At 61.9% G+C, this 26,499-nt stretch carries 26 protein-coding genes, 1 other RNA gene and 1 pseudogene; 12 read left to right on the forward strand and 16 right to left on the reverse strand.

Annotated elements, in window-relative coordinates:
* Nucleotides 1–73: 73 nt before the first annotated feature.
* Complete coding sequence (locus GNZ13_RS02000; RefSeq protein ID WP_172160019.1) at nt 74–688, reverse strand: glutathione S-transferase family protein; 615 nt, start codon at nt 686–688, stop codon at nt 74–76.
* Between the two features lie 204 nt (nt 689–892).
* Here GNZ13_RS02000 and GNZ13_RS02005 point away from each other — a divergent pair, with 204 nt between their 5' ends.
* From GNZ13_RS02005 to ruvB, 8 genes are all read left to right on the forward strand, one after another.
* Nucleotides 893–2,299, forward strand: a complete 1,407-nt coding sequence (locus GNZ13_RS02005) for an aminopeptidase P N-terminal domain-containing protein (protein WP_172160021.1) — start codon at nt 893–895, stop codon at nt 2,297–2,299.
* Nucleotides 2,300–2,354: 55 nt separating this feature from the next.
* On the forward strand, nt 2,355–3,590 hold the full coding sequence (locus GNZ13_RS02010) for a UbiH/UbiF/VisC/COQ6 family ubiquinone biosynthesis hydroxylase (RefSeq protein WP_172160023.1): 1,236 nt from the start codon (nt 2,355–2,357) through the stop codon (nt 3,588–3,590).
* Nucleotides 3,591–3,852: 262 nt separating this feature from the next.
* Nucleotides 3,853–4,920, forward strand: coding sequence for a tRNA dihydrouridine synthase DusB (gene dusB / locus GNZ13_RS02015; RefSeq protein ID WP_172160025.1), 1,068 nt, complete (start codon nt 3,853–3,855; stop codon nt 4,918–4,920).
* The gene (locus tag GNZ13_RS02020; protein ID WP_007180440.1) at nt 4,917–5,150 is read left to right on the forward strand and encodes a Fis family transcriptional regulator; all 234 of its coding nucleotides are present in this window, start codon (nt 4,917–4,919) and stop codon (nt 5,148–5,150) included. The genes dusB and GNZ13_RS02020 overlap by 4 nt, the downstream gene beginning before the upstream one ends.
* A gap of 46 nt (nt 5,151–5,196) precedes the next feature.
* A complete protein-coding gene (gene purH / locus GNZ13_RS02025; protein ID WP_172160027.1) occupies nt 5,197–6,762 on the forward strand; it encodes a bifunctional phosphoribosylaminoimidazolecarboxamide formyltransferase/IMP cyclohydrolase in 1,566 nt (521 codons plus the stop codon).
* 177 nt (nt 6,763–6,939) lie between these two features.
* Nucleotides 6,940–7,482, forward strand: a complete 543-nt coding sequence (ruvC, locus tag GNZ13_RS02030) for a crossover junction endodeoxyribonuclease RuvC (protein WP_063497310.1) — start codon at nt 6,940–6,942, stop codon at nt 7,480–7,482.
* 180 nt (nt 7,483–7,662) lie between these two features.
* A complete protein-coding gene (ruvA, locus tag GNZ13_RS02035) occupies nt 7,663–8,244 on the forward strand; it encodes a Holliday junction branch migration protein RuvA (RefSeq protein WP_172160029.1) in 582 nt (193 codons plus the stop codon).
* 161 nt (nt 8,245–8,405) lie between these two features.
* Complete coding sequence (ruvB, locus tag GNZ13_RS02040) at nt 8,406–9,470, forward strand: Holliday junction branch migration DNA helicase RuvB (RefSeq protein WP_172160031.1); 1,065 nt, start codon at nt 8,406–8,408, stop codon at nt 9,468–9,470.
* 125 nt (nt 9,471–9,595) lie between these two features.
* Here the strand turns inward: ruvB and GNZ13_RS02045 are convergent, their stop codons facing one another.
* The 3 genes from GNZ13_RS02045 to tyrS all read right to left on the reverse strand — a co-directional run bounded on the left by GNZ13_RS02045 (nt 9,596) and on the right by tyrS (nt 12,141).
* Nucleotides 9,596–10,273: a histidine phosphatase family protein gene (locus GNZ13_RS02045; protein ID WP_172160033.1), complete on the reverse strand. Its 678-nt coding sequence runs from the start codon at nt 10,271–10,273 to the stop codon at nt 9,596–9,598.
* Nucleotides 10,274–10,384: 111 nt separating this feature from the next.
* A complete protein-coding gene (gene dtd, locus GNZ13_RS02050) occupies nt 10,385–10,843 on the reverse strand; it encodes a D-aminoacyl-tRNA deacylase (protein WP_172160035.1) in 459 nt (152 codons plus the stop codon).
* Between the two features lie 53 nt (nt 10,844–10,896).
* Entirely contained in the window at nt 10,897–12,141 is a 1,245-nt protein-coding gene (tyrS, locus tag GNZ13_RS02055) for a tyrosine--tRNA ligase (protein ID WP_172160037.1), read from the reverse strand.
* A 206-nt stretch (nt 12,142–12,347) separates the two neighbouring features.
* Here tyrS and GNZ13_RS02060 point away from each other — a divergent pair, with 206 nt between their 5' ends.
* Nucleotides 12,348–13,478 carry an anhydro-N-acetylmuramic acid kinase gene (locus GNZ13_RS02060; protein ID WP_172160039.1) on the forward strand — a complete coding sequence of 377 codons (1,131 nt, stop codon included), beginning with the start codon at nt 12,348–12,350 and terminating at the stop codon, nt 13,476–13,478.
* A gap of 86 nt (nt 13,479–13,564) precedes the next feature.
* On the opposite strand, the gene erpA is transcribed toward GNZ13_RS02060, so the two are convergent.
* The 3 genes from erpA to rplM form a co-directional block, all read right to left on the reverse strand.
* The gene (erpA, locus tag GNZ13_RS02065) at nt 13,565–13,930 is read right to left on the reverse strand and encodes an iron-sulfur cluster insertion protein ErpA (protein ID WP_097390387.1); all 366 of its coding nucleotides are present in this window, start codon (nt 13,928–13,930) and stop codon (nt 13,565–13,567) included.
* 269 nt (nt 13,931–14,199) lie between these two features.
* Nucleotides 14,200–14,592, reverse strand: a complete 393-nt coding sequence (gene rpsI / locus GNZ13_RS02070; RefSeq protein WP_011489810.1) for a 30S ribosomal protein S9 — start codon at nt 14,590–14,592, stop codon at nt 14,200–14,202.
* Nucleotides 14,593–14,603: 11 nt separating this feature from the next.
* Nucleotides 14,604–15,032 (reverse strand): 50S ribosomal protein L13, encoded by a 429-nt coding sequence (gene rplM, locus GNZ13_RS02075; RefSeq protein WP_007180422.1) that lies wholly within the window; start codon nt 15,030–15,032, stop codon nt 14,604–14,606.
* Nucleotides 15,033–15,712: 680 nt separating this feature from the next.
* On the opposite strand from rplM, the gene GNZ13_RS02080 reads away from it, so the two are divergent.
* Nucleotides 15,713–16,135: an OsmC family protein gene (locus GNZ13_RS02080; protein ID WP_063497318.1), complete on the forward strand. Its 423-nt coding sequence runs from the start codon at nt 15,713–15,715 to the stop codon at nt 16,133–16,135.
* A gap of 99 nt (nt 16,136–16,234) precedes the next feature.
* On the opposite strand, the gene rnpB is transcribed toward GNZ13_RS02080, so the two are convergent.
* From rnpB to pyrC, 3 genes are all read right to left on the reverse strand, one after another.
* Nucleotides 16,235–16,648: RNase P RNA component class A (gene rnpB / locus GNZ13_RS02085), an RNA gene on the reverse strand.
* 41 nt (nt 16,649–16,689) lie between these two features.
* Nucleotides 16,690–17,523 carry a DUF3025 domain-containing protein gene (locus GNZ13_RS02090; protein ID WP_172160041.1) on the reverse strand — a complete coding sequence of 278 codons (834 nt, stop codon included), beginning with the start codon at nt 17,521–17,523 and terminating at the stop codon, nt 16,690–16,692.
* A gap of 12 nt (nt 17,524–17,535) precedes the next feature.
* A complete protein-coding gene (gene pyrC, locus GNZ13_RS02095; RefSeq protein WP_172160043.1) occupies nt 17,536–18,615 on the reverse strand; it encodes a dihydroorotase in 1,080 nt (359 codons plus the stop codon).
* Between the two features lie 189 nt (nt 18,616–18,804).
* On the opposite strand from pyrC, the gene GNZ13_RS02100 reads away from it, so the two are divergent.
* Nucleotides 18,805–19,731, forward strand: a complete 927-nt coding sequence (locus GNZ13_RS02100) for a class II glutamine amidotransferase (protein WP_172160045.1) — start codon at nt 18,805–18,807, stop codon at nt 19,729–19,731.
* A gap of 108 nt (nt 19,732–19,839) precedes the next feature.
* Here the strand turns inward: GNZ13_RS02100 and GNZ13_RS02105 are convergent, their stop codons facing one another.
* The 6 genes and pseudogenes from GNZ13_RS02105 to GNZ13_RS02130 all read right to left on the reverse strand — a co-directional run bounded on the left by GNZ13_RS02105 (nt 19,840) and on the right by GNZ13_RS02130 (nt 25,645).
* Entirely contained in the window at nt 19,840–20,565 is a 726-nt protein-coding gene (locus GNZ13_RS02105) for an amino acid ABC transporter ATP-binding protein (RefSeq protein WP_172160047.1), read from the reverse strand.
* Entirely contained in the window at nt 20,562–21,239 is a 678-nt protein-coding gene (gene gltK / locus GNZ13_RS02110; protein ID WP_172160049.1) for a glutamate/aspartate ABC transporter permease GltK, read from the reverse strand. Before gltK ends, GNZ13_RS02105 begins: the two co-directional genes overlap by 4 nt.
* On the reverse strand, nt 21,239–21,979 hold the full coding sequence (locus tag GNZ13_RS02115) for an amino acid ABC transporter permease (protein ID WP_172160051.1): 741 nt from the start codon (nt 21,977–21,979) through the stop codon (nt 21,239–21,241). The genes gltK and GNZ13_RS02115 overlap by 1 nt, the downstream gene beginning before the upstream one ends.
* Before the next feature lie 82 nt (nt 21,980–22,061).
* The gene (locus GNZ13_RS02120) at nt 22,062–22,955 is read right to left on the reverse strand and encodes a glutamate/aspartate ABC transporter substrate-binding protein (protein WP_172160053.1); all 894 of its coding nucleotides are present in this window, start codon (nt 22,953–22,955) and stop codon (nt 22,062–22,064) included.
* Nucleotides 22,956–23,233: 278 nt separating this feature from the next.
* Nucleotides 23,234–24,544 (reverse strand): annotated as a pseudogene (locus GNZ13_RS02125) (Glu/Leu/Phe/Val family dehydrogenase); the annotation flags it as partial.
* A gap of 138 nt (nt 24,545–24,682) precedes the next feature.
* The gene (locus GNZ13_RS02130; protein ID WP_172160055.1) at nt 24,683–25,645 is read right to left on the reverse strand and encodes a LysR family transcriptional regulator; all 963 of its coding nucleotides are present in this window, start codon (nt 25,643–25,645) and stop codon (nt 24,683–24,685) included.
* A 233-nt stretch (nt 25,646–25,878) separates the two neighbouring features.
* Between GNZ13_RS02130 and GNZ13_RS02135 the strand changes: the two genes are divergently transcribed.
* A partial coding sequence (locus GNZ13_RS02135) for an IS5 family transposase (RefSeq protein WP_172160057.1) occupies nt 25,879–26,499 on the forward strand: 621 nt, incomplete at its 3' end.

A 26,499-nucleotide genomic window follows, 5' to 3' on the forward strand; every position in this document is an offset into this window, starting at 1 on the left:
CATAACATCATTTTGCAATCTTGCGAAAATTGCGGGCAGTATGTTCAAAAACTCTGCCGGTCATTGTCCTTGCTCAATTCGCCGGCACCGTATCAATAAACGACTGACGCAACGACAGTTTCTGGAAATGCTTATCCAGATTCGGATACGGTTCGCGCCAGTTCAACTCAGGCATGCGGAAATCGAGGTAGCCCAGCGCGCAGCCCACCGCGATGTCCGCGAGCGTGTAGTGGTTGCCCGTGCACCACGGCTTGTTGCCCAAGCCTTGCGACATCGCGATCAGGCCTTCGTCGATCTTGCGTTGCTGCCGCGCGACCCACGCGTCCACGCGCTGCTCTAGCGTGCGCTGGGTGCCTTCGAGGCGAATCAGCACCGCGGCGTCCAGAATGCCGTCGGCGAGCGCTTCCCAGCAACGCACTTCGACGCGCTCGCGGCCCGACGGCGGAATCAGCTTACCGACTGGCGACAGCGTATCCACGTATTCGCAGATCACCCGCGAGTCGAACACCGCTTCGCCGTCCTCCATCACGAGGCACGGCACCTTGCCGAGCGGATTGAAGGTGTGAATGGTGGTATCCGGCGCCCAGACGTTCTCGGGCACGAGTTCGTAGTCGATTTTCTTGTCGGCCAGAACGATCCGCGCTTTACGCACGAATGGGCTGGCGAGCGAACCGATGAGTTTCATCATGACCATCTGCCTTTTCTTGAATTCGGCGAAAGTATAAGTGGTCGGCGCTGTTCCCGAGCATAGCGCCGCATCTTCGCAAGCCGCATGAATGCTGGCTGTGGATGGATAGCAACATTGCCGCACCGCGCGCCAGGCAAGCGCAGCCACCTCGAACACTAGTATCCGCGCAAAATAAGTCGCTGCATTGGGCGCTACAATCGCGAAATGAACCAGCCGACCGAACCCACCATCGCCATCGACGTCTACCGCACGCGCCGCGAGCGCGTACTCGCCGCGCTGCGCGCAGCGGGCGGGGGCGTCGCCATCGTCCCCACCGCGCCGGAAAAGCTGCGCAACCGGGACGCCGACTACCCCTACCGGCACGATAGCTACTTCTACTATCTGACGGGTTTCACCGAACCCGAGGCATTGCTGGTGCTCGATGCAAGCGCCGCGCCAGGCGGGCCGGCTTCGTTCCTGTTCTGCCGCGAGAAGAATGTCGAGCGCGAGACGTGGGAGGGTTTCCGTTTCGGGCCGGAGGGCGCGCGCGAGGCGTTCGGCTTCGACGCCGCCTTCGCCGTGAGCGAAGTCGATACGCAACTGCCGCACATTCTCGCTGACAAGCCGGCGCTGCATTACGCGCTCGGCACGTCGACGGAACTGGACGAACAGGTGCGCAGCTGGCTCGACGTTGTGCGTGCGCAAGGCCGCAGCGGCGTCGCCGCACCGACTGTCGCGCGTGATCTGATCCCGTTGCTCGACGACATGCGGCTCATCAAGGATCCCCACGAACTCGCCATCATGCGCCGCGCCGGACAGATTTCGGCGCAAGCCCATCGCCGCGCAATGGCCGCCTGCCACCCCGGCGTGCGCGAGTACGAACTCGAAGCCGAGCTGCTCTACACGTTCCGCAAATTCGGCGCGCAGGCGCCGGCTTATACGTCGATCGTCGCCGCGGGCGCCAACGCCTGCGTGCTGCACTACCCGGCCGGTAACGCGATTGCCCAGGACGGCGAGCTGATCCTGATCGACGCCGCCTGCGAACTCGACGGCTATGCATCCGACATCACCCGCACCTTCCCGGCGAACGGCCGCTTCACGCCCGCGCAACGCGAGCTATACGACATCGTGCTGGTCGCGCAGCAGGCTGCCGTCGACGCCACCCGCCCCGGCGCCACCTTCGACGATCCGCACCAGGCCGCCGTGCGCGTGCTGTCGCAAGGTCTGCTCGACACCGGCATCATCGACCGCACGAAGTTCGCCTCGGTCGACGAGGTGATCGCCGAGCGCGCCTATGCGCCGTTCTATATGCACCGTACCGGCCACTGGATCGGCATGGACGTGCACGATGTCGGCGACTACCGCGAACGCGGCGCGCCGCGCGACGAAGCGGGCGCGCTGCCGTGGCGCACGCTGCAGGCAGGGATGGCGCTGACCATTGAGCCCGGCCTATATATCCGTCCGACTGAAGGCGTGCCCGAGCGCTACTGGAACATCGGCATCCGCATCGAAGACGACGCGATCGTCACGCCGGCCGGTTGCGAGCTGATGACACGCGACGTCCCGGTGGCCGCCGACGAAATCGAAGCACTGATGCAGGAAGCCCGCGCGGCCCAGCCAGCAAAGCAGTAAGTCAAGCAATGAGCCAGGCAGTAATTCCGGTAGTGAGCGAAGGAAGCAAACCGCAATGAACGACGTTTCCCAGTCGACGGTAATTCTGAAACCCGCCGCGTCCGACCATCCCTTCGATTTCGACGTGACGATCGTCGGCGCCGGGCCGGTCGGGCTGGCGCTTGCCGGCTGGCTGGCGCGCCGCAGCGCGACGCAGGCGCTGAAGATCGCGCTGATCGACGCGCGCGAGCCGGAAGATTCGATTGCCGATCCGCGCGCGATCGCCGTGTCGCACGGCAGCCGGATGATCCTCGAACCGCTGCGCTGGCCCGCCGACGCCACCGCGATCCAGCGCATCCACGTGTCGCAACGCGGCCACTTCGGCCGCACGCTGATCGACCACAGCGAGCACGGCTTGCCGGCGCTCGGCTACGTGCTGCGTTATGGCGCGATCGTGCATGGTCTCGCCGAGGCGGTTCATGCGACGTCCGTACACTGGTTCCGTTCCACCTCCGCCGCGGCGCCGACTCAGGAACTCGACGGCGTCACGCTGCCGATCGAAACCGCGGGTGTCACACGCAATCTGCGCACGCGGATTCTGGTCAATGCTGAAGGCGGCCTGTTCGGCGACCAGAAAACCGCCGGGAGCGCGGGTAGAAGCGCTGGCGGCGGTACGCGCGATTACGGGCAAACCGCGCTGGTCGGCACGGTCAGCGTGTCGGCGCCGCAACCGCATGTGGCGTGGGAGCGCTTCACGTCGCAGGGGCCCATCGCGCTGCTGCCGATGGGCGGCGTGCGCGGCGCGAATTACGCACTGGTCTGGTGCTGCGCACCCGACGAAGCCGCGCGACGCGCGCAGCTCCCGGACGACGAATTCCTGCGCGAACTCGACGCCGCATTCGGCAACCGCATGGGCCGCTTTACGCAAATAAAGGGGCGCGCGTCGTTCCCGCTGGGACTGAACGCGGTCGATACGCTCGTGAAGGGTCATGTTGTCGCCATCGGTAATGCGGCGCAGACGCTGCATCCGGTGGCGGGCCAAGGTCTGAATCTCGGTCTGCGCGACGCGCATGCACTCGCCGATGCCTTGTCGGCGGAAGGCCCCACCCCGCTCGCTCTGGCTACGTTCGCGCAACGCCGTGCGCTCGACCGCCGCCTGACGATCGGCGCGACCGACACGCTCGCACGCCTTTTCACCGTCGACTTCCCGCCGCTCGCCGCCTTGCGCGGCCTCGCCCTCACCGCGCTCGAATTCGCGCCGCCGGTGAAAACCGCGCTGGCGCGGCAAATGATGTTCGGTCAACGCCGCTGAACGCACCGCCCGCTCGCGCCCCACAGCCGCTGCAGCCTTTTTAGGCACCATAGTTAGGCGCATAAGCGGAGCCGCGCGAGCCGTGCCGGTTCTATGAACCGGACCACTTTCATAGAAGATTTAATGAGTTACGACAGACGCAAGTCGGGTGTCGGCTACCCGTTAACGCTAAAATGGTGGTTCTCCCTCGCATTTCGCGAATGGTCCGATTGACAGAATCTGAAAAGAAACTGAAACGATCGGCCGCAGGCGCGTCCAAGTCATGCCTACTCTCGGCTCCCACAATCTGCGTAATAACCTGTTCGTCGCCCCCATGGCCGGCGTGACCGACCGGCCGTTCCGGCAATTGTGCAAACGGCTGGGCGCGGGCTATGCGGTGTCGGAAATGGTCGCCTCGAATGCGCAGTTGTGGAAAAGCGAAAAGACCATGCGCCGTGCCAACCACGCGGGCGAGGTCGAGCCGATCGCCGTGCAGATCGCCGGCGCCGATCCGGCCATGATGGCCGAGGCCGCGCGCTACAACGTGGCGAACGGCGCGCAGATCATCGACATCAACATGGGCTGCCCGGCCAAGAAGGTGTGCAACGTGGCCGCGGGTTCTGCCTTGCTGCAGAACGAACCGCTGGTGCAGCGCATCGTCGAGGCGGTGGTGGGCGCGGTGGGCATCGGCCCTGACGCGGTGCCCGTCACGCTGAAGATCCGCACCGGCTGGGACCGCGACAACAAGAACGCGCTCTCCGTCGCGCATCTGGCTGAAGCCGCCGGCATTTCCATGCTGACAGTGCATGGCCGTACGCGCGCCGACCTGTATCACGGCGACGCCGAATACGAGACCATCGCTGCCGTCAAAGCGGCGGTGCGCATTCCGGTGGTCGCCAATGGTGACATTACGTCGCCGCAAAAAGCCCGCGAGGTGCTCGCCGCCACCGGCGCCGACGCCATCATGATCGGCCGCGCCGCGCAGGGGCGTCCGTGGCTGTTCCGCGAGATCGAGCATTTCCTGCAAACGGGTGAGTTGCTGCCGCCGCCGCGCATCGACGAAATCCAGCAGGTCATGAACGAGCATCTCGAAGATCACTACGCGTTCTACGGCGAATTTACGGGTGTGCGCACAGCGCGTAAGCATATCGGCTGGTACACTCGCGGCCTTTCTGGCGCCAACGTGTTCCGGCACCGTATGAATACGCTGGACACCACGCGCGAACAACTCCTCGCCGTCAACGAATTCTTCGACGCCCAAAAGGCGATTTCCGACCGCCTCGTCTACGTCGACGAGACGCTCAACGAGAACGACGGCGAGCCGGACCATACCGACCGACTAGCAGCATGAGCAAGAACAATATCGAACAATCTGTCCGCGACAGCCTGGGGATGTATTTCCAGGATCTCGACGGCTCCAATCCGCATGACGTCTACGACATGGTTATTTCATGCGTGGAAAAACCCTTGCTCGAAGTGGTGCTCGAGCAGGCCGGCGGCAATCAGTCGCTGGCCGCCGAGTATCTCGGCATCAACCGCAATACGTTGCGCAAGAAACTGCAACAGCACGGTTTGTTGTAGTTTTTCGGCGCCCTGCCACGCTTCCCCTCGGCTTTTCGTCTTCATCATGATCAAGCAAGCGCTCATCTCCGTTTCCGACAAGTCCGGCATCGTCGACTTCGCCAAGTCGCTGTCGGACCTCGGCGTCAAGATCCTGTCGACCGGCGGCACCGCGAAACTGCTCGCGGACGCGGGCCTCTCCGTCACCGAAGTCGCCGACTACACGGGCTTCCCGGAAATGCTGGACGGGCGTGTGAAAACGCTGCATCCGAAGGTGCACGGCGGCATTCTTGCGCGCCGCGATCTGCCGGAACACATGGCAGCGCTTGAAAAGCACGACATCCCGACGATCGACCTGCTGGTCGTGAATCTGTATCCGTTCGTGCAGACCGTGTCGAAAGAAACGTGCTCGCTGGAAGACGCGATCGAGAACATCGACATCGGCGGCCCGACCATGCTGCGCTCGGCCGCGAAGAATCATCGCGACGTGACGGTGGTGGTCGATCCGGCGGACTACGCGGTCGTGCTCGACGAAATGCGTGCGAACAACAACACGGTCGCCTACAAGACGAACTTCCGTCTGGCCACCAAGGTGTTCGCGCACACCGCGCAATATGACGGCGCGATCACGAACTACCTGACGAGCCTGACCGACGAATTGCAACATTCGTCGCGCAACGCTTACCCGGCTACGTTCAACCTGGCGTTCAACAAGGTGCAGGACCTGCGCTACGGCGAAAACCCGCATCAGAGCGCTGCGTTCTACCGCGACCTCTCCGTGCCGGCCGGCGCGCTGGCGAACTACAACCAGTTGCAAGGCAAGGAACTGTCGTACAACAACATCGCCGATTCCGATGCAGCGTGGGAATGCGTGAAGACCTTCGACGTGCCGGCTTGCGTGATCGTCAAGCACGCGAATCCGTGCGGCGTGGCAGTGGGCGCGGATGCGAACGAAGCGTATGCGAAGGCGTTCCAGACCGATCCGACCTCGGCGTTCGGCGGCATCATCGCGTTCAACCGTGAAGTCGACGAAACGGCGGCGCAAGCGGTGGCCAAGCAGTTCGTCGAAGTGCTGATCGCCCCGTCGTTCAGCGCGGCGGCTCGCCAGGTGTTCGCGGCCAAGCAGAACGTGCGTCTGCTGGAAATCGCGCTGGGTGAAGGCCATAACGCGTTCGATCTGAAGCGCGTCGGCGGCGGCCTGCTGGTGCAATCGCTCGATTCGAAGAACGTGCAGCCGCGAGAGTTGCGCGTGGTCACGAAGCGTCACCCGACGCCGAAGGAAATGGACGATCTGCTGTTCGCGTGGCGCGTCGCGAAGTACGTGAAGTCGAACGCGATCGTGTTCTGCGGCAACGGCATGACGCTCGGCGTCGGCGCGGGCCAGATGAGCCGCGTGGACTCGGCGCGTATTGCGAGCATCAAGGCGCAGAACGCCGGTTTGACGCTGAACGGTTCGGCCGTGGCGTCGGATGCGTTCTTCCCGTTCCGCGACGGTTTGGATGTGGTGGTCGCGGCAGGCGCGACCTGCGTGATTCAACCGGGCGGCTCGATGCGCGACGACGAAGTGATCGCCGCAGCTGACGAGCACAACATCGCGATGGTGGTGACCGGCGTGCGTCACTTCCGGCATTGATTTAGGCTTCGCGGACGCCGCCTGATTCTTTGTGATGCGGTAGTCGCTAGCGTAGTTTGAGCGAAACGGCTCGGTGGAATTTCCGCCGGGCCGTTTTGTTTTGGAACACCGACCGCCACACGGCGCGTTCGTTGTAGTATCGCAAGCACTTAGTTTTCACCGCACGTGCGGCACCTCATGAGAATTCTCGGCATCGACCCCGGCTTGCGCGTGACCGGCTTTGGCGTAATCGATCAAACCGGACACACGCTCAGCTACGTCGCAAGCGGCGTGATCAAAACCGCCGACGCCGATCTACCGTCGCGTCTCGGCACCATTTTCGAAGGCATTTCGACGCTGATCCGTCAGCATTCACCGGATCAGTCGGCGATCGAAAAGGTGTTCGTCAACGTCAACCCGCAATCCACCCTGCTGCTTGGCCAGGCGCGTGGCGCGGCGATCTGTGGACTGGTGGCGGGCGGCGTGCCGGTCGCCGAATATACGGCTCTGCAGTTGAAGCAGGCTGTGGTCGGCTACGGCCGCGCGACCAAGGAGCAGATGCAGCAGATGGTGGTGCGACTGCTCAACCTCTCCGGCGTGCCCGGCACCGACGCCGCCGACGCGCTCGGCATGGCGATTTGCCACGCGCACGGCGGCACGACGCTGAGTACGCTCGGTGGAATTGCGCCGTCGCTCGCTAAAAAAGGCTTGCGTGTGCGGCGTGGACGGTTGGTGGGGTAATCCCAAAGCTCCGCGCGACGCCAGCCACCTTCGTGTCCCACACGTGCGAGAACCCGCCAAAAAGGGATCTCCGTCTAGGAGGCAACAACACGCTGGTCAACCGCGATTGCGCATCATGCACCACGCCTGCCGCGGACTCGCTGCGCTACACTCGCCCTTTCTCTAAAGATTGAATCCGCCATGATCGGTCGCATTGCCGGCGTTCTGCTGGAAAAAAACCCGCCGCATCTACTCGTCGACTGCAACGGTGTCGGTTACGAAGTCGATGTGCCGATGAGCACGTTCTACAACCTGCCGTCGACAGGTGAACGCGTCGTGCTGCTCACGCAAATGATCGTGCGTGAAGACGCGCATTTGCTCTACGGCTTCGGCACCGCCGAGGAACGCTCGACCTTCCGTGAATTGCTGAAGATCACCGGCATCGGCGCGCGCATGGCGCTCGCCGTGCTCTCCGGCATGAGCGTGCACGAACTCGCGCAGACCGTCACGATGCAGGACGCAGCGCGTCTGACGCGCGTGCCGGGTATCGGCAAGAAGACGGCGGAGCGGCTGCTCCTCGAACTGAAAGGCAAGATCGGCGCCGACCTGGGCGCGCTGGCTGGCGCGGCGTCGGCATCCAACCATGCGTCCGATATCCTGAACGCACTGATCGCATTGGGCTACTCCGAAAAAGAAGCGTTGGCGGCAGTCAAGAACGTGCCGGCCGGCACCGGAGTTTCCGAAGGCATCAAACTCGCATTGAAGGCGCTATCCAAAGGCTGAACAAAGGCTGAACCTCAAGCCTCGGCGGTTAGCCCCCCGGCCGATGGGTAAAGCTTCGCACACAGCCCTTCGCTGCGCACCTTGGCCATTCGGCCAAGTTCCGCAACGGGCGCCCCCCCCCAAGGGGGCTTCCTTCGGGCCGCGCGCGGTACAATGCCCCCATGATCGAAACCGACAAACTCGCCGCCGAGCGCATCATCGCGGCCACGCCCGTCTCGCCGAACGAAGAAGCGTTCGAGCGCGCGTTGCGCCCGCGCCAGCTCGAAGAATATGTCGGGCAGGAAAAAATACGCGGTCAGCTGGAAATCTTCATCGAGGCTGCCAGGCGCCGGTCGGAATCGCTCGACCACGTGCTGCTGTTCGGGCCGCCGGGTCTTGGCAAGACCACGCTCGCGCACATCATCGCGCGGGAAATGGGTGTCAATCTGCGGCAAACCTCCGGCCCGGTGCTTGAACGCGCCGGCGACCTCGCCGCGCTGCTCACCAATCTCGAAGCCAACGACGTTTTATTCATCGACGAAATCCACCGGCTCTCGCCGGTCGTCGAAGAAATTCTGTATCCGGCGTTGGAGGATTATCAGATCGACATCATGATCGGCGAAGGGCCGGCCGCGCGCAGCGTGAAGCTGGATCTGCAGCCGTTCACGCTGGTCGGCGCGACCACCCGCGCGGGCATGCTGACCAATCCGCTGCGCGATCGCTTCGGGATTGTCGCGCGGCTCGAGTTCTATAACGCCGAGGAGCTGGCGCGTATCGTCACGCGTTCGGCATCGCTGCTGCATGCGCAGATCCACCCGGATGGCGCGTTCGAAATCGCCAAGCGCGCGCGTGGCACGCCGCGGATTGCGAACCGGCTGCTGCGCCGTGTGCGCGATTTCGCCGAGGTGAAAGCGGACGGCAACATCACTGCGCAAGTGGCCGACGCAGCGCTCAAAATGCTCGACGTGGACGCGGTCGGCTTCGATCTGATGGACCGCAAGCTGCTCGAAGCGATCCTGCACAAGTTCGACGGCGGCCCGGTCGGCGTCGACAATCTGGCGGCTGCTATCGGCGAAGAGCGCGACACGATCGAAGACGTGCTCGAACCGTATCTGATCCAGCAAGGCTTCCTGCAACGCACGCCGCGCGGCCGCGTCGCCACGCTGCTCACGTACAGGCATTTTGGTCTCGCCGCGCCGGACGCTTCGAGCCCCATAACCACCCTGTGGGATTCGGCCGCAACCTGAGCCGGATGCGAGCCGCTGGTGAAAGGTGTATCGAAGCGGGCACGCCACCGCGTTGCCGCCACGCGCGAGTTGAAGTAAGCCGCGTCTGCGAGACAGCCCCCTGCCAGTTAGCCTCGCCGCACCGCTTAACGTCCCGGTTCCGGCACTCGCTTGAAACTATCGTCCGCGCTCGGCGCGTCGAGATGCGACACGTCCGCCCACGATACGATCGTCGCCTTGCTGGCGTCGTCGGCATAATCCACCACGTTGACGCTCGTGTTCAGCAACGCGTAATCACGCGGCGCATCGAGCGATAACCCGCAAGCAAACCGGCGCACACAGTCCAACACGCCACCGTGCGCGACACAGGCGATCCGTCCGCCCGGATGCGCAGCCACCAGAGGCTCGATCGCATGCAGCACGCGATGGTAAAGCGTGCGCTGCGATTCGCCTTCAGGGGGCGCGAAACCCGGATCGCGGGTTTGCCAGTGCGCGTATTCATCGGGGAAACGGACGGCGATCTCGTCGCTGTCATGCCCCTGGAACGCGCCGTATGAGCGCTCGCGCAAACCTTCACGCAGTTGCAACGGCAGGCCGAGTGCATCGGCGATCGGCTGCGCGGTCTGCTGTGCGCGTTGCAGATCGCTTGAATAGATCGCGTCGAAGCGCGCGCCCTCTTTCACCTCATTCGCGATGCGGCGTGCAAGGCGTTGCGCCTGCGCATGGCCGGTCGTCGCGAGCGGGATGTCGATGTGACCTTGAATGCGCTTGATGCGGTTCCAGTCGGTCTCGCCGTGGCGGATGAACAGAATCTGCGTGGTCATGGGATGAGGGTGGGCGCCAGTAGCCGGTTATGCCGAGTCGCCATTGTCGCAAAAAGCGGCTGGAGGAGTGGATACGTGCCCCCGCATGCACCATGCGGCGGCAGTCGAGACTCAAGCGTTTGTCTGCAGCCAGAACGTGACCGGCCCGTCATTGACGAGCGACACCTGCATATCGGCGCCGAACTCGCCTGTCTCGACGATCGGGTGCTTTGCGCGCGCTGCCGAGACGAAGTAATCGAATAGCCGCTTGCCCTCGTCGGGCGGTGCGGCGGGCGTAAAGCTCGGGCGCAGGCCGCTGTTGGTATCAGCCGCCAACGTGAACTGCGAGACGAGCAGCAAGCCGCCTGCGCGCCCGGCGCCGTCGAGATTCTGCACGGAGAGATTCATCTTGCCGGCTGCATCGCTGAAGACACGGTAGCCGAGCACCTTGGCAAGCAACCGGTCAGCTGCGGCCTCCGTGTCGCCACGTTCGGCGCACACGAGCGCGAGCAGGCCCGCCTCGATCGCGCCGGTCACGCGGTCGCCCACGCGCACTTCCGCGCGCCGCACGCGCTGAATCAGCGCGATCATCGGCTCGACTCCGGATGCAACGCTCGAGTCATCATCGCGTTATCGCTGAACCATCAAGCCGTCAGCGTGACGCGCGCAAAACGACGCTTGCCGACCTGCACGACGTACTCGCCGGCCTCGACCTTCAAGCCCTTGTCTGACACGGTCGTGCCATCGATCTTCACGCCGCTCTGCTCGATGTTGCGCAACGCCTCGCTCGTCGACGGCACGAGGTTGGCCTGCTTGAGCAACTGGCCGATTGCAAGCGGTGCGCCCGCGAGCGTGACCGACGGAATATCGTCCGGCACGCCGCCCTTCGCACGATGGTTGAAGTCTTCGAGCGCGCGCTCGGCATCGGCTTGCGAGTGGAAGCGCGCGACGATTTCCTGACCGAGCATCACCTTGAAATCGCGCGGATTGCGGCCCGCTTCGATCTCTTTTCTGAAGCCGGCGATCTCGTCCATCGGACGGAACGACAGCAATTCGAAGTAACGCCACATCAACACGTCGGAGATGCTCATCAGCTTGCCGAACATGTCCGTCGGCTTTTCGCTGATGCCGATGTAATTGTTCTTCGACTTCGACATCTTCTCGACGCCATCCAGGCCTTCGAGCAACGGCATCGTCAAGATGCACTGCTGTTCCTGACCGTACTGCTTCTGCAGTTCACGGCCCACCAGCAGGTTGAACTTCTGGTCCGTGCCGCCGAGCTCGAGGTCGGCATTGAGCGCGACCGAGTCGTAGCCTTGCATCAGCGGGTACAGGAATTCGTGGATCGAGATCGGCACGCCGCCCTGGAAGCGCTTGGTGAAATCTTCGCGCTCGAGAATCCGCGCCACCGTGTAGCGCGATGCGAGCTTGATCATGCCGTCGGCGCCGAGCGGCATCGACCATTCGCTGTTGTAGCGGATTTCGGTCTTGTCGCGGTCGAGCACGAGTGCGGCCTGCTCGAAATACGTTTTCGCGTTCGATTCGATCTGCTCGCGCGTGAGCGGCGGGCGCGTGGCGTTGCGGCCCGACGGATCGCCGATCAGCGATGTGAAGTCGCCGATCAGGAAAATCACTGTGTGACCGAGGTCCTGCAACTGGCGCATCTTGTTCAGCACGACCGTGTGGCCGATGTGGATGTCTGGCGCGGTCGGATCGAGCCCGAGCTTGATACGCAGCGGCACGCCGGTCGCCGCGCTCTTCGCGAGCTTTTGCGCGAATTCGTCTTCGATCAGCAGTTCGTCGACGCCGCGTTTGGTGACCGCGAGTGCGTGACGGACTTCGTCGGTGATCGGGAAGGCGGGGCTGGGCTTGGTGGACTCGGTGCTCATGCTGGAAACTTGAAGTCGCGAAAAAAGGAGATTGTCCCATAGATGCGCGCCGCCGCGCCCACTGACTCAGCCATAAGCGCCCTGCCGGCGCATGATTTCGGCTTGTCGGGACGCGCCATTGGCGTCGTGACGCTTTATATTCGGCCGCGATTGCGCCGATAATCTGCTAAAACAGATCGCAACGAATCATCGAGAGGAGCAGCAACGTGGCGCAAGACCCCGCAGACGGCGTCTACTTTGGATTGATGTCCGGCACGAGCATGGACGGCGTGGACGGTGTGGCCGTCAAATTTGCCCAAGGGAAGCCGCCGGTGGTGCTGGCCGAAGCGTTTGTCGGCTTCGCGGCAGGCTTGCGCGACGCGCTGTTCGCGCTTCAACAGTCGGGGGACAACGAGATCGAACGCGAAGCGCTGGCCGCTAATGCGCTCGCCACGCGCTACACGGTGTGCTGCCACGAATTGCTGCAAGGCAGCCGCGTACCAGCCTCGGAAGTCCGTGCAATCGGCGTTCACGGCCAGACGGTGCGGCATCGGCCGGAAAAGGGTTACACGCGGCAGATCAACAACCCCGCACTGCTCGCGGAAATGATGAGCATCGACGTAGTCGCCGATTTCCGCAGCCGCGACGTCGCGGCCGGCGGCCAGGGCGCGCCGCTCGTACCGGCGTTTCACGCCACGGTGTTCGGCGCGAAAGAGGAAACGCGGGTGGTCTGCAATCTGGGCGGCATCAGCAATATCACGATCCTGAACGCGACCGGCGGCGTGCGCGGGTTCGACTGCGGGCCGGCGAACGCGCTGCTCGACGAATGGGCCCAGCGCCATCTCGGCAAGCCTTTCGACGAAAACGGCCATTTCGCCGCGAGAGGACAGGTCGATCGCACGTTGCTTTGTGCATTGCTCGACGAACCCTTTTTCGCGCAACAACCGCCGAAAAGCACCGGCCGTGATTTGTTCAACGCGCAATGGCTGGATGCAAAGCTCCAACCGTATGCCGCGCTCGCCCCTGCCGACGTGCAAGCCACACTGGTCGCACTGACCGCGGTAACGGTTGCGCGCGAAATCGAACGGCATGCATCGGACGCCAAGGCGGTCTATGTATGTGGCGGCGGTGCGCGCAATCCGGAGATTATGAAAGCCCTGCAACAGGCGCTGGAGGACAGCGGCGTAAGCGGCGTGCCCGTGATGACAACCGACGCGCTCGGCGTCCCGCCGAGCCAGGTCGAGCCGCTGGCGTTCGCCTGGCTGGCGATGCGCTGCATAGCGCGCTTGCCGGGCAATTTGCCGACTGTCACCGGCGCCGCTGCGGAGCGCGTGCTGGGGGCGATCTACCCGCGCTAAGCGAAGAGCCTGGGTTTTCGCGCAGGCAATAAAAAACGGGGCCGAAGCCCCGTTTCTTTTACAACCTGTCGCCTAATAACCGGCCATCAAACCGAGAACGACGAGCCGCAACCACAAGTGCTCTGAGCATTCGGGTTCTTGATGACGAACTGCGCGCCGTTGATGTCGTCCTTGTAGTCAATCTCAGCGCCAACCAGATACTGGTAGCTCATCGAGTCGATCAGCAGCTGGACGCCGCTCTTGTTCATGACGGTGTCGTCTTCGTTGACGGCTTCATCGAACGTAAAACCGTACTGAAAGCCCGAGCAGCCGCCGCCCTGCACGAAAACGCGCAGTTTGAGGTCCGCATTGCCTTCTTCTTCGATCAGTTGCTTGACCTTGTCAGCCGCTGCGTCGGTAAAAACGAAGGGGGCGGGCATCTCGGTCACGGGTGTATCGGTGACTGCGTTCATTCGAACTCTCCAAAAAGCTTCTAACCGCTATTGTAGGGCTGATCTCAATATCGTGCTGAAGCCCACAAAATCAATGGGTTCTTCCAGAAAACTCTATCGATCGGCGTGTCAGCCGCCGTCAGCCTGCCTGAGCGGACCGAACCGCCTCCGCAGCGAGAAAACCGTCATCACAAACCCAACGCGAAAAACCATAAAAAAAGCCGCCTTCGCGAAAGCGTTGGCGGCTTTTGCAGCGTTCCAGCCCGAAAGCCGGATCGCACACGAAGCGATTAACGCTTCGAGAATTGCTTCCTGCGACGTGCCTTGTGGAAGCCGACCTTCTTACGTTCGACTTCACGAGCATCACGCGTCACGAAGCCAGCCTTCGACAGTTCCGGCTTCAGCGTTGCGTCGTAGTCCATCAGTGCGCGGGTGATGCCGTGGCGAACCGCACCGGCTTGACCCGTTTCACCGCCACCCGTCACGTTGACTTTGATGTCGAACGTAACGCCGTGGTTCGTGAGTTCCAGCGGCTGACGCACGATCATCAGCGACGTTTCGCGCGAGAAGTAATCGGCGATAGGCTTGCCGTTCACAACGATATCGCCCTTGCCTGCCTTGATGAAGACGCGTGCGACGGCGCTCTTGCGGCGGCCCGTGCCGTAATTCCAGTTACCGATCATGTGGGCTCCCCTTAGATCTCGAGCGCTTTCGGCTGTTGTGCCGAATGCGGATGCGTTGCTTCAGCGTAGACCTTCAGCTTCTTGATCATCGCGTAGCCGAGCGGGCCCTTCGGCAGCATGCCCTTGACCGCTTTCTCGAGCGCACGGCCCGGGAAGCGTTCTTGCATCTTGCCGAACGTCGTTTCATAGATACCGCCCGGGTAACCCGAGTGACGGTAGTACTTCTTGTCAGTAGCCTTGTTGCCCGTGACACGGAGCTTGCCGGCGTTGATAACGATGATGAAATCACCGGTGTCGACGTGCGGAGTGAATTCAGGCTTGTGCTTGCCGCGAAGACGGTGTGCCACTTCGCTGGCGACACGCCCGAGAACCTTATCCGTCGCGTCAATCACGTACCATTCACGCGTAACCTCATGGGCTTTTGCGGAAAACGTCTTCATGATCGATCCAAAAAAATTGCTGCGCCCAATGTGTTTTTTCCTGCTTGTAGTGTGCGCATCGAGGCGCGTGCAGGCTCTCCCTGGTTCTTCCTCCGCGGGCGCGGATGCGGAAAAGCTCTGAATTATAAAGGAATTTGTCTCACTGAGTCAAAACTTGCGGGGTTTCAGGCGACAAGTTGTATGCGGCGACGGCCAGATAGAGCCATTTGACGTTCCTCGTGGCCCGCCGAACGGCATCGGCTACAAGAAAGCGCGGACGAAAAAAACCCGAACTAGCGGTTCGGGTTTAATCCACCAAAGGAGGAGGTGGAGGAGACAGCGGAGGTTGCAGAACTGCTGCAACCGATGGGATCGATTATATGAGGCGGCCTTGTGCGACGCAAGAACATTTGCATTGCGAAATGCAATCCCATAATGTGGTAGCGTAGCCTGCGGATCAAAAACAATAAATCCCCTTTAAAATCAATCACACATGCTTTTTTAAGCCGATACATAAGCAGACATCGGCTAGAGTAAAACCCCTAAACTCGTCAGGACTTTCCCGAATTGGCGGAACATGCCGCACCGCAACACGCAAGCAGTCATTGGGCATAAGTTCCGGAGAAAGTCGCTCCGGGCGGACACGCAAACGTCGGGCTACAATGCGTTTTCGATATAAGCGCAGCGCGGTGGAGCACAGCATGGAATGCAAAGTTAGCTGGATGGGGCAAGACGGGATGGCATTTGCGGCCGAGACGGGCAGCGGTCATCTGGTCACGATGGACGGCGCGCCGGAAGGCGGCGGCCGCAATCTCGCGCCGCGTCCGATGGAAATGGTTCTGCTCGGCACGGGCGGTTGCACCGCGTACGACGTCGTGATGATCCTGAAGAAAAGCCGCCAGGAAATCGCCGGCTGCTCGGTGACGCTGAAGGCCGAACGCGCCAGCGAAGATCCGAAAGTGTTCACCAAAATCCACTTTCACTTCACGGTGACGGGCAAAAATCTGAACCCGGCTACGGTGGAACGCGCGATCAATCTGTCGCACGACAAATACTGCTCGGCGTCGATCATGATCGCCAAGACCGCTGAGCTTACGCATTCGTTTGATATCGTCGCGGGTTGAGCGCGGCGCTTCGGTGCAGGTCGCCGCGTATTTAGCCAAACCAGCGCGTCAAAAGAAAAATGCCGGCGTCCACAAGGACGCCGGCATTTTTTTGTTGGGTGGCAAAGCAGGCCGATAAGCCGGATTCTGTGCACGCGCCCCGTCCGAAAACGCGACGCGCGTAGCAGTCATTCCTCTAGGCGCGCCATTACTGACGCGCTCAAGCTTCCTACCCGCAGACGTGACGGGGGCCCCGTCCTGCATCTCGAAGATGCTAGCCTGCCTACTTGGAATTGCTCCGGGTGGAGGTTACCGTGCCGGTCTGCCTTGCAGCAGCCGCGGTGCGCTCTTACCGCACCGTTTCACCCTTACCTGATCCCGGCTTGCGCCGGGCCATCGGCGGTTTGCTTTCTGTTGCCCTGTTCCGCGTGTCACCACGGATGGCCGTTAGCCATCACCCTGCCCTATGGAGTCCGGACTTTCCTCGCCCTCTTTGGCCGAAACCGCAGAGGCCGCGACTGCCTGGCCTGCTTTGCTGGGGCGCATTTTAACACCGTGGCGGATAGGGTGCGGCTTCAACGCGAACGCCGCCCTGTGCGAAACACAGACGTGTCGTCGTAAAACGCGGCGGATTCGTTCTCGGCGTACCAGCCTGGGATCCCCAGCACAGGCAGCGGCGCGAACATGCGGCTAGTCAATGCCTCGGTGCCGAGGAGTGCCGTGCTGACAGACTCGTCGAGCCATGCGTCGCGCGCCGCGGCGTTCCAGCCGAAGTATTCGGACGGCACGTCGACGATCCACGCGTGGCCCGTGCAGGCCTTGAACGGCGCAATCAGCTTTTCCAGCAGCGCGTGACCGAAGCAGCGCACTTCGCAGCGCGCGCCCCAGGCATCACGGCGAGCAACCAGCAGCGTCTGCCAGTCGAACCCGCGCAATGCCGCGCTCAACGCCGGGTCGGCACAGGCGAACAGCAACGCGTTTTCGTCGAACAAGGTCAACGTGTCGCGCACGCCGCCGCGGTTCGGGCCAATGCCTAACACGTCGATCGCCGCCGACTGCCGCGCGTTCAGCGCCGCCTTGATACGCGGAAACGCAAACCACATCGACCCGTTGAAGAAGTCATGCAGGTTGTGGCGCGTCGGCACGCAGCCCGTCGCAGCGATGTGCGCCTCGTAAGCCGCGCCCGGCGGCAGATCGTCCTGCGCAATGAACGCGAGGCGCTGGCCGCGGCCGGTACGCTGCTGCATGGCGCCGGCATCCGCATTCATCTCGGCGAGCAACTCCGCATAGCCTCGAAGCGCGCCCCGCTGCCAGCGCTCGCCGCGTGCCGCGAACTGCGCGAACCACGGCTTCGACCAGTCGATATCGGCAAAACCGAAGCTCACGCGCGCCGCCTCTTGCACCTGCATCTAACGGTAACCTCAGACGAGGCGCCAACCAATCGACTCACCGCCACGCAGCGGCACAACAGGCGTGTCGCCGACCGGCAATTCAGCCGGCAGCGTCCATTCTTCGCGACGCAGCGTGACTTTCTCTTCGCTGCGCGGCAGACCGTAGAAATCCGCGCCGAAGAAGCTGGCGAAGCCTTCGAGCTTGTCCAGCGCGCCGGCTTTGTCGAATGCTTCCGTGTAGAGCTCGAGCGCATGCAGTGCCGTGTAGCAACCCGCGCAGCCGCACGCGTGCTCCTTCAAACCCTTCGGATGCGGCGCGCTATCGGTGCCGAGGAAAAAGCGCGGATTGCCCGAGGTCGCCGCCTCGACCAGCGCCACGCGATGCGTCTCACGCTTCAACACCGGCAGGCAGTAGTAATGCGGGCGAATGCCGCCCTGGAAGATCGCATTGCGGTTGTACAGCAGATGGTGCGCGGTGACCGTCGCGCCCAGCAGCCCCGGCGCCACGCCGGCTTCGCGGATGTAGTCGACCGCGTCTTTCGTGGTGATGTGCTCGAACACCACCTTCAGCGCCGGAAATTCGCGGCGCAGCGGCGTCATCACGCGGTCGATGAACACCTTCTCGCGGTCGAACAGGTCGATCGGCGGATCCGTCACCTCGCCGTGCACCAGTAGCGGCATGCCAGTTTCCTGCATCACTTCGAGCGTTTTGGCGCACTTCATGATGTCGGTGACGCCCGCGTCCGAGTTGGTCGTGGCACCCGCCGGGTACAGCTTCACGCCATGCACGAAGCCGCTTTCGCGCGCGCGGAGGATTTCGTCGGGCGGCGTGTTGTCGGTCAAATACAGCGTCATCAGCGGTTCGAACTTCGCCCCGGCCGGGATCGCGGCGACGACGCGCTCGCGGTACGCCTGCGCCATCGCGGTCGTGGTGACCGGAGGCTTCAGGTTAGGCATGATGATCGCGCGGCCGAACTGGCGCGCGGTATCCGGCAACACGGCAGCGAGCATCTCGCCGTCCCGAACGTGCAGGTGCCAGTCGTCCGGGCGGGCGAGCGTAATCGTGTCGATGGTGTCGATCGAATCGAGGGAGGCGTTGGAGGCGGTCATGGCGAGAGGGGAACGAGATTCGGCGGTAAAAAAGCAAATCGGCATGCTCAAAGCGGTACAAATCACAGCAATTCGCAACGCTAAGGCCTAAACACACGTCAATTTTGCTATTTGGCGCTTCGGGCTCGGTGATATGCTTGGAAAATCATCATTGTAACGGCTTGCCCCGTTCACAGGCTTACCCGCAACATGTGCCAACTTCTCGGAATGAACTGCGCCGCGCCTACGGACGTCACGTTCTCGTTCACCGGCTTTGCGGCGCGCGGCGGCGTCACCGATCACCACGCGGACGGCTGGGGCATCGCTTTCTTCGAAGACAAAGCCTGCCGCCTGTTCATTGACCACCAATCGTCGGCCACCTCGCCGATCGCCGAGATGGTCAAGCGCTACCCGATCAAATCGAAGAACACAATTGCGCATATTCGCAAGGCGACGCAAGGGCACATCCTGCTCGAGAACTGCCATCCGTTCATGCGCGAACTGTGGGGACGCCACTGGATCTTCGCGCACAACGGCGACCTGAAAGATTATTCGCCGGCTCTCACCGGCGTCTATCAACCTGTCGGCACGACCGATAGCGAACTCGCGTTCTGCGCGTTGCTGCAAGGTTTGCGCAAAGCTTTCCCGGGCACGCAGCCGCCGCTCGACGAACTGTTCGCCGCGCTCGAAACGCTCACGCGCGAGATCACGCAATTCGGCGTATTCAATTTCCTGATGTCGAACGGCCAGGCGCTGTTCGCGCATTGCTCGACGCATCTGCATTACATCGTGCGGCGCTGGCCGTTCTCGACCGCGCATCTGGTCGATGCGGATGTGTCGATCGATTTCGCCAAGTACACGACGCCGGAAGACCGCGTCGCCGTAATCGCGACCAAGCCGCTCACCGATAACGAAGTGTGGACCGCCTTCAAACCGGGCGATCTGATGATGTTCCAGCACGGCGAAGTGATCGGCCGAGTCAATGTGCCGGTGCCGGCTTCGGTGCTGGAGAAGCTGCGCAATCCGGCGTTGGACGCATCGGCTTCGGCGACCACGATTGCGGCTTCGATCGAAGCGGTGGCCACAGCCGAGGTCGACCTCGAAGCCGCGGACGACACCGCTGCTTTCGAATCCTGATCGGCGGGCGCCTTCCAAAGGCCAGAACGTCAGAAACAAAAAAGCCGCCGAAGCGGCTTTTTTTCTGCGTGGACCACGCCAACTAGCCCGCGCGGCCCAGCGACACCCTCAGTGCAGGATCTTCGCCAGAAAATCCTTCGCGCGATCCGACTTCGGATTCGCGAAGAAGTCTTCCTTGCGGTCGTCTTCCACGATCAAGCCCTTGTCCATGAAGATCACGCGGTGCGCGACCTTCTTGGCAAAGCCCATTTCGTGCGTGACGCACATCATCGTCATGCCTTCTTGCGCGAGTTCGACCATCACATCGAGCACTTCGTTGATCATTTCCGGATCGAGCGCGGAAGTCGGCTCGTCGAACAGCATCGCGATCGGGTCCATCGACAACGCACGCGCAATCGCCACACGCTGCTGCTGACCGCCCGACAACTGCCCCGGAAACTTATCCGCATGCGCACGCAGACCGACGCGATCGAGCAGCTTGTAGCCCTTGGTGGTGGCTTCGTCCTTCGAGCGACCCAGCACCTTGATCTGCGCAAGCGTCAGGTTCTGCACGATCGACAGATGCGGAAACAGCTCGAAGTGCTGGAACACCATACCGACCTTCGCACGCAGCTTCGACAGATTGGTTTTCTTGTCAGTCAGCGATTGGCTGTTGATAACGATCTCGCCTTTCTGGAACGGCTCGAGGCCGTTGACGGTTTTGATCAGCGTGGACTTGCCCGAGCCCGACGGCCCGCACACCACCACCACTTCACCTTTTTTGACTTCCGTCGTGCAGTCGGTCAGCACTTGAAAGTGACCGTACCACTTCGAAACATTCTTGATAGAGATCATCTTGCGACCTTTTTCTGAAGACCTTTGACGAGGCTCGACGCGATCACGCAGATCACGAAATAACACGCGCCCGCGAACAGTACCATCTCGACATTCGTACCGTCACGGTCGCCAATATTCGTGGCGGTGCGGAAGAAGTCGGCGAGGCTGATCACGTAGACGAGCGACGTATCCTGAAACAGCACGATACCTTGGGTAAGCAGCAGCGGCACCATTGCGCGGAACGCCTGCGGCAGCACAATGAGGCGCATCGCCTGCGGGTAGCTCATGCCGAGCGCGAACGCGGCATTGATCTGCCCGCGCGGCACCGCCTGAATGCCGGCGCGGATGATCTCCGAATAGTACGCTGCCTCGAAGAGCGAGAAAGCGACCATTGCCGAAGCCAGCCGAATGTCGATATCCGGCGACAAACCCAGCACGTTCTGCAACACCTGCGGCACGATCAGGAAGAACCACAGCAGAACCATCACCAGCGGGATCGAACGGAAGATCGTGACATAACCCTTCGCGAACCATTCGAACGGCTTGAATGGCGAGAGCCGCATGATCGCGAGAATGGTGCCCCAGATGATGCCGATCACGATCGCAATCAGCGTGATCTTGATGGTGATGACAGCGCCGGTCCATAGCGTAGGCAGTGCGCCCGGAATACTGCTCCAGTCGAAATGATGCATCACTTACCTCCGATATAGCCGGGCAACCGGGTCTTGTGTTCGACCCAGCGCATCAGTTGCATCACGATCAGATTGATCAGCACATACGCCAGCGTGACCGCGATGAACGACTCGTACGACTGCGACGTGTAGTCGACCAGTTGGCGCGCCTGGGCCGACAGATCCAGCAGACCGATGGTCGAGGCGACCGCCGAGTTCTTGAAGATATTCAGAAACTCCGACGTGAGCGGCGGCACGATGATCCGGTATGCAACCGGCAGCAGCACGTAGCGATACGTCTGCCATTGCGTGAAACCCATGGCCAGACCCGCGGCGCGCTGGCCACGCGGCAACGCGTTGATACCCGAGCGCACCTGCTCGCACACCCGCGCAGCGGTAAAGAGCCCGAGACACACAATCGACGACGAGAAGAACTGCGCACTCGGCGGCAGTTGCTTGTACCAGGTGCCAATCGACACCGGCAGCAACTCCGGTATCACCAGATACCAGATGAAGAACTGCACGATCAGCGGGATGTTGCGGAAGATCGCGACATAGACCGTGCCGATGCCCGACGCCCATTTGTTCGGCACCGTGCGCAGCACACCAAACAACGAACCGACGATCAGCGCGATCACCCATGCCGATAGCGACACGGTAATCGTCACCCAGAAGCCGGACATCAGCCAGCCCAGATAGGTGGTCGGCTCGCCGGTGGAGACCGGACTCAGCAGAATGCCCCAGTTCCAGTGATATGACATGACCAAGACTCCAGCAAAAAGAAACGGAAGAAGCGCGCGGCCCCTTCCGTCTCGTTCAGCGTTTCAAAAAAACAGCTAACGTTTAATCGATTGCCTTGTCATTTGGGCTCTTGTAGAGCGCCTTCATGTCATCGCTTTCCGGGAAGGCCAAGTTCAGGCCCTTCGGCGGAATCGGCGATTCGAACCACTTCTTGTAGATCTGATCGGCTTCGCCCGAGGTTTCGACCTTCGCGATCGCGTCGTCGACGACCTTCTTGAATTCCGGATCGTTCTTCCGAATCATGCAGCCATACGCTTCATGCGATTGCGGCGTGCCGACGATCACGAAGTCGCCCGGGTTGTTCGACTTGGCGCGCTCGCCTGCCAGCAGCGCGTCGTCCATCATGAACGCGGCAGCACGGCCGGTGGAGAGCGTCAGGAACGACTCGCCATGGTCCTTCGCGCTGATGATGTTCATGCCCATGCTCTTGTCCTGGTTCATCTTGCGCAGGATACGCTCGGACGTGGTGCCCGCGGTGGTCACGACCGTCTTGCCCTTCAGGTCGGCCCAGTCCTTGACGCCCGAATCCTTCTTGGTCATCAAGCGCGTGCCGATCACGAAGATCGTGTTCGAGAACGCAGCTTGTTGCTGGCGCTCGGCGTTATTGGTGGTCGAGCCGCATTCCATGTCGACGGTGCCGTTCTGCACCAGCGGAATGCGATTTTGCGACGTGACCGGCGTCAGCTTGACCTTCAGGTTAGGCATGTTCAGCTTCTGCTTGACCGCCTCAACGACCTTCAGCGCGAACTCCTGCGAGTAGCCGATGACGTTCTGCTTGTCGTCGTAATACGAAAACGGGATCGATGATTCGCGATGACCCAGCGAAATGACGCCCGTGTCCTTGATCTTTTTCAGCGTGCCAGCGTCTTGCGCGTGCGCGCCAACCGTAAACAGTCCGAGAGTCGCGAGCAGCAGCGCAGCTTTTTTAACCTTCATTTGTGATCTCCTTGGCAAGAACCGGCGCCAGTTTAGCAAAGTAATTATTCTGAAAGTATCGCTATAAACCATGTTTGTTGCGTGAGCGCCGCTACGCGTATTGTCGTTTTAAACGGCGCTTCCGGGGCAGTCGGTCAACCTTTCCGGACATGCAAAGGCGGGCGGCCTCGATACGATGCCGCCCCCCCGGGCGAGCACACAGGCTTTTTGACCCTGTCGGAGCTAGGGTCGGGCAGGGCCGCCCGGGTGGGGGGCCGCCGCTTCACGCAAACAAAAAAAGGGGACAGGCCCCGCAATTCGCGCGCTTCCAGGATCCGCTTACACGCGACGATAAACGCCGCGGTCCGCACGGACACCTTCTGTTCGCTCGACACTTGCCACACCGCAGCAAATGCTTCACGCATCACGCGCTCGAGACGCTGGTTGATCTCGTCTTCGGTCCAGAAGAAGCTCGAGAAGTCCTGCACCCACTCGAAGTACGACACCGTCACGCCGCCGGCGTTGGCCACGACGTCCGGAATCACGAGGATGCCGCGGTCGTGCAGAATGTCGTCCGCTGCCGTGGTGGTCGGACCGTTGGCGCCTTCCACGACGATCTTCGTCTTGATCTTGCCGGCGTTCTTTTCCGTGATCTGGTTTTCCAGCGCAGCCGGAATCAGGATGTCCGATTCGACGGTCCAGAAATCTTCGTTCGCGATCGTATCGGCTTCCGGGAAGCCGCCCACGCCGCCCGTTTTCGCGACGTGATTGAACAATGCGACCGCGTCGATACCCGTCGACTTGTAGATCGAGCCGGTGTGGTCCTGCACCGCGACCAGCTTCGAGCCCGCTTCCTGGAACAGGCGCGCAGCGATGCCGCCCACGTTACCGAAGCCCTGCACGGCGATACGCGCGCCTTCGATGTCGACGCCAATGCGGCGCGCGGCTTCGGAGGCAACCACGAACACACCACGGCCGGTCGCTTCGCGGCGGCCCAGCGAACCACCCAGCGCGATCGGCTTGCCCGTCACGACGCCCGTGGCCGTTTGGCCCTGGTTCATCGAGTACGTGTCCATCATCCACGCCATGATCTGCTCGTTCGTGTTCACGTCCGGCGCGGGGATGTCGGTATTCGGTCCGATGATGATGCCGATTTCGCTCGTGTAGCGGCGCGTCACGCGCTCCAGCTCGCCACGCGACAAGGTGCGCGGATCGACACGGATACCGCCCTTCGCACCGCCGTACGGCACGTTCACAGCAGCGTTCTTCACCGACATCCACGCCGACAGCGCCATCACTTCCGACAGCGTCACGTCCTGGTGATAACGCACGCCGCCCTTACCCGGACCGCGCGACACGTTGTGCTGCACGCGATAGCCTTCGAAGTGCGCAACCGTGCCGTTATCGAGTTCGATAGGCACATCGACGATCAGAATGCGCTTCGGGCGCTTGAGGGTTTCGAGCCAGCGGGACAGCGAGCCGAGGTACGGCGCGACGCGGTCGACTTGACGCAGGTAGTTGCCCCACGGGCCGAGGTCGTCTTTATTCAGGTAGGAAGGAACAGACTGCAACGTTGAGGCGGATTGTGCGGCTTGTTGCTGGGATGACATGAACGCTCCGGCGTTGATCGAGTGACAGCATTGTCGAAAAACGCCGTTTTGAAATCCAATGCCGTTTCCTTATCCGATTATGTTTTTTTTGCATAACCATCAAGAAGCTGCAAATTCGCGTCGTAGGGACGCAGGTTTTCAGGCAGCGCCTGCGCCTTGCGCCAACTCCTCCGACACCACGTCCCACAACTGCCGCACAAGTATCTGCCGCGCATCGTCGCCTTTCGCGGCCAGCTTGTCGCGATAGAGGCGGATCTCCATGGTCAGCGTCAGCTGCCCCTCGGGCGTGCCACGCGTTGCGCGATCGAGGCGGATCAGTTTGTCGTCGGCAACTGCGTCTTCCACGGCACTGTGGGGCAGGAAGGCGATGCCGTGGCCGGCCAGCGCCATCGCCTTGAGCCCCTCGGCCATATCCGTTTCATACAACCGGTCGAGATACAGGCGCTCCGGCGCGTTAGCGAGGATCACTTCGGTCATGCGGCCCAGGTACGCGTTCGGCGTGTAGGTCAGATAGGGCGTGGGCGCCCCCGCCGTGCCCGGCAGCGTGTGCCGAGGGCGTCCGGCGCGGCCCGGCGCCGAGAACGGGCTGATCGGCTCGTTGCCGAGTGTAAGCATGTCGTAGCGCGCTGGATCGAGAGCGATTGGATGGCTCGGATGGTGATAGGCCATCATCAGATCGCAGCCGCCTTCCACCAGCGCCAAAGCCGCGTCGTGCACGTTCAGCGCCCGCAACCGGGTATGGATCGGGCCCATTTGCGCTTCTATGCGCTGCAGCCAACGCGGGAAGTACGTGAGCGACAGCGTGTGCGGCACCGCGAACTCGATGGTCGCCTGCGGCGTCGCCGTATGCCCGCGCAGCAGAGCACGCGCCTCGTGGAACTGCGACAGCATCGCGAGCGCCTGCTCGTAGAACACCTGGCCTGCCGCCGTCAGCCGCGTCGGGTAAACCGAACGATCGATCAGTTCCGTGCCCAGCCACGCTTCCAGCGCCTGAATCCGCCGTGAAAACGCCGGCTGCGTGACGTGACGCGATTCGGCCGAGCGGCTGAAACTACGCGTTTCCGCGAGCGAAACGAAGTCTTCGAGCCATTTCAGTTCCATGCGGAGCCTGCTGCCAGCGGGAGGGAGGAAGTCAGCATTCTAGATCGGTGTCGCGATGCATACCGCGACCATTCAGCTCCGTTATTGCTCCACGGCGAGATGCGACGACCGTGTGCCGGCGACAGGCCAGGTGCGAGAGACGCACTAGCAGGCTGCGGAAATACCGACGCTGATGAGTCAGCGGATGAGACGGCTGAAACGTTATTGTGATGAAGCCTTAACCCTGAGAGATGATGCGCGGCGCCGATACCTTCACCGAGAGTTTGTTCACGATGCGTAAGCTGGAAGACTTTGTTCCAGCGGATCACCCGCTGCGCGCGATTCGCAAGATGGCCAACGCTGCGTTGTCGAAGATGAACGGATTGTTTGCCGGCATGTATGAAGCTGACGTCAAAGGCGGTCGGCCGAGCGTAGCGCCGGAGAAATTGCTGCGGGCGATGTTGTTGCAAGTGCTGTACAGCGTGCGCTCCGAGCGGCAATTGATGGAGCAGGTCCAATATAACCTGCTGTTCCGCTGGTTCATTGGGCTGTCGATGGACGACAGCGTGTGGGTGCCGACCGTGTTCACCAAGAACCGGGAACGGCTGATTAAACATGACGCGGTCATCGAGTTCTTCAATGAGGTGCTGGCCATTGCACAGCAGAAGGCGTGGCTATCAGGCGAGCACTTCAGCGTCGACGGTACGCTGATCCAGGCCTGGGCCGGCCATAAGAGCTTTGTGCGCCGTGACGATGACGACCAGGCCAACGGCGATGGGGGCAACTTCAAAGGCGAGAAGCGCAGCAACGACACCCATGAGTCGAAGACCGATGCTGATGCACGACTCTATCGTAAAGGCGGCGCAGCCAGTGAA

Source organism: Paraburkholderia elongata (genome assembly GCF_013177735.1).
GTDB classification, from domain to species: domain Bacteria; phylum Pseudomonadota; class Gammaproteobacteria; order Burkholderiales; family Burkholderiaceae; genus Paraburkholderia; species Paraburkholderia elongata.

What these genes read in the sequence shown, in the direction of transcription:
- ruvB (WP_172160031.1), top strand. Translation starts at nt 8,406, where the DNA reads ATGATCGAAACCGACAAACTCGCCGCCGAGCGCATCATCGCGGCCACG.
- GNZ13_RS02105 (WP_172160047.1), bottom strand. Translation starts at nt 20,565, where the DNA reads ATGATCTCTATCAAGAATGTTTCGAAGTGGTACGGTCACTTTCAAGTG.
- GNZ13_RS02020 (WP_007180440.1), top strand. Translation starts at nt 4,917, where the DNA reads ATGAGCAAGAACAATATCGAACAATCTGTCCGCGACAGCCTGGGGATG.
- ruvA (WP_172160029.1), top strand. Translation starts at nt 7,663, where the DNA reads ATGATCGGTCGCATTGCCGGCGTTCTGCTGGAAAAAAACCCGCCGCAT.
- GNZ13_RS02120 (WP_172160053.1), bottom strand. Translation starts at nt 22,955, where the DNA reads ATGAAGGTTAAAAAAGCTGCGCTGCTGCTCGCGACTCTCGGACTGTTT.
- rplM (WP_007180422.1), bottom strand. Translation starts at nt 15,032, where the DNA reads ATGAAGACGTTTTCCGCAAAAGCCCATGAGGTTACGCGTGAATGGTAC.
- purH (WP_172160027.1), top strand. Translation starts at nt 5,197, where the DNA reads ATGATCAAGCAAGCGCTCATCTCCGTTTCCGACAAGTCCGGCATCGTC.
- tyrS (WP_172160037.1), bottom strand. Translation starts at nt 12,141, where the DNA reads ATGAGCACCGAGTCCACCAAGCCCAGCCCCGCCTTCCCGATCACCGAC.
- GNZ13_RS02100 (WP_172160045.1), top strand. Translation starts at nt 18,805, where the DNA reads ATGTGCCAACTTCTCGGAATGAACTGCGCCGCGCCTACGGACGTCACG.
- GNZ13_RS02080 (WP_063497318.1), top strand. Translation starts at nt 15,713, where the DNA reads ATGGAATGCAAAGTTAGCTGGATGGGGCAAGACGGGATGGCATTTGCG.
- GNZ13_RS02090 (WP_172160041.1), bottom strand. Translation starts at nt 17,523, where the DNA reads ATGCAGGTGCAAGAGGCGGCGCGCGTGAGCTTCGGTTTTGCCGATATC.
- GNZ13_RS02000 (WP_172160019.1), bottom strand. Translation starts at nt 688, where the DNA reads ATGATGAAACTCATCGGTTCGCTCGCCAGCCCATTCGTGCGTAAAGCG.
- GNZ13_RS02130 (WP_172160055.1), bottom strand. Translation starts at nt 25,645, where the DNA reads ATGGAACTGAAATGGCTCGAAGACTTCGTTTCGCTCGCGGAAACGCGT.
- GNZ13_RS02115 (WP_172160051.1), bottom strand. Translation starts at nt 21,979, where the DNA reads ATGTCATATCACTGGAACTGGGGCATTCTGCTGAGTCCGGTCTCCACC.
- erpA (WP_097390387.1), bottom strand. Translation starts at nt 13,930, where the DNA reads ATGAACGCAGTCACCGATACACCCGTGACCGAGATGCCCGCCCCCTTC.
- GNZ13_RS02010 (WP_172160023.1), top strand. Translation starts at nt 2,355, where the DNA reads ATGAACGACGTTTCCCAGTCGACGGTAATTCTGAAACCCGCCGCGTCC.
- dusB (WP_172160025.1), top strand. Translation starts at nt 3,853, where the DNA reads ATGCCTACTCTCGGCTCCCACAATCTGCGTAATAACCTGTTCGTCGCC.
- GNZ13_RS02045 (WP_172160033.1), bottom strand. Translation starts at nt 10,273, where the DNA reads ATGACCACGCAGATTCTGTTCATCCGCCACGGCGAGACCGACTGGAAC.
- gltK (WP_172160049.1), bottom strand. Translation starts at nt 21,239, where the DNA reads ATGCATCATTTCGACTGGAGCAGTATTCCGGGCGCACTGCCTACGCTA.
- pyrC (WP_172160043.1), bottom strand. Translation starts at nt 18,615, where the DNA reads ATGACCGCCTCCAACGCCTCCCTCGATTCGATCGACACCATCGACACG.
- rpsI (WP_011489810.1), bottom strand. Translation starts at nt 14,592, where the DNA reads ATGATCGGTAACTGGAATTACGGCACGGGCCGCCGCAAGAGCGCCGTC.
- dtd (WP_172160035.1), bottom strand. Translation starts at nt 10,843, where the DNA reads ATGATCGCGCTGATTCAGCGCGTGCGGCGCGCGGAAGTGCGCGTGGGC.
- GNZ13_RS02005 (WP_172160021.1), top strand. Translation starts at nt 893, where the DNA reads ATGAACCAGCCGACCGAACCCACCATCGCCATCGACGTCTACCGCACG.
- ruvC (WP_063497310.1), top strand. Translation starts at nt 6,940, where the DNA reads ATGAGAATTCTCGGCATCGACCCCGGCTTGCGCGTGACCGGCTTTGGC.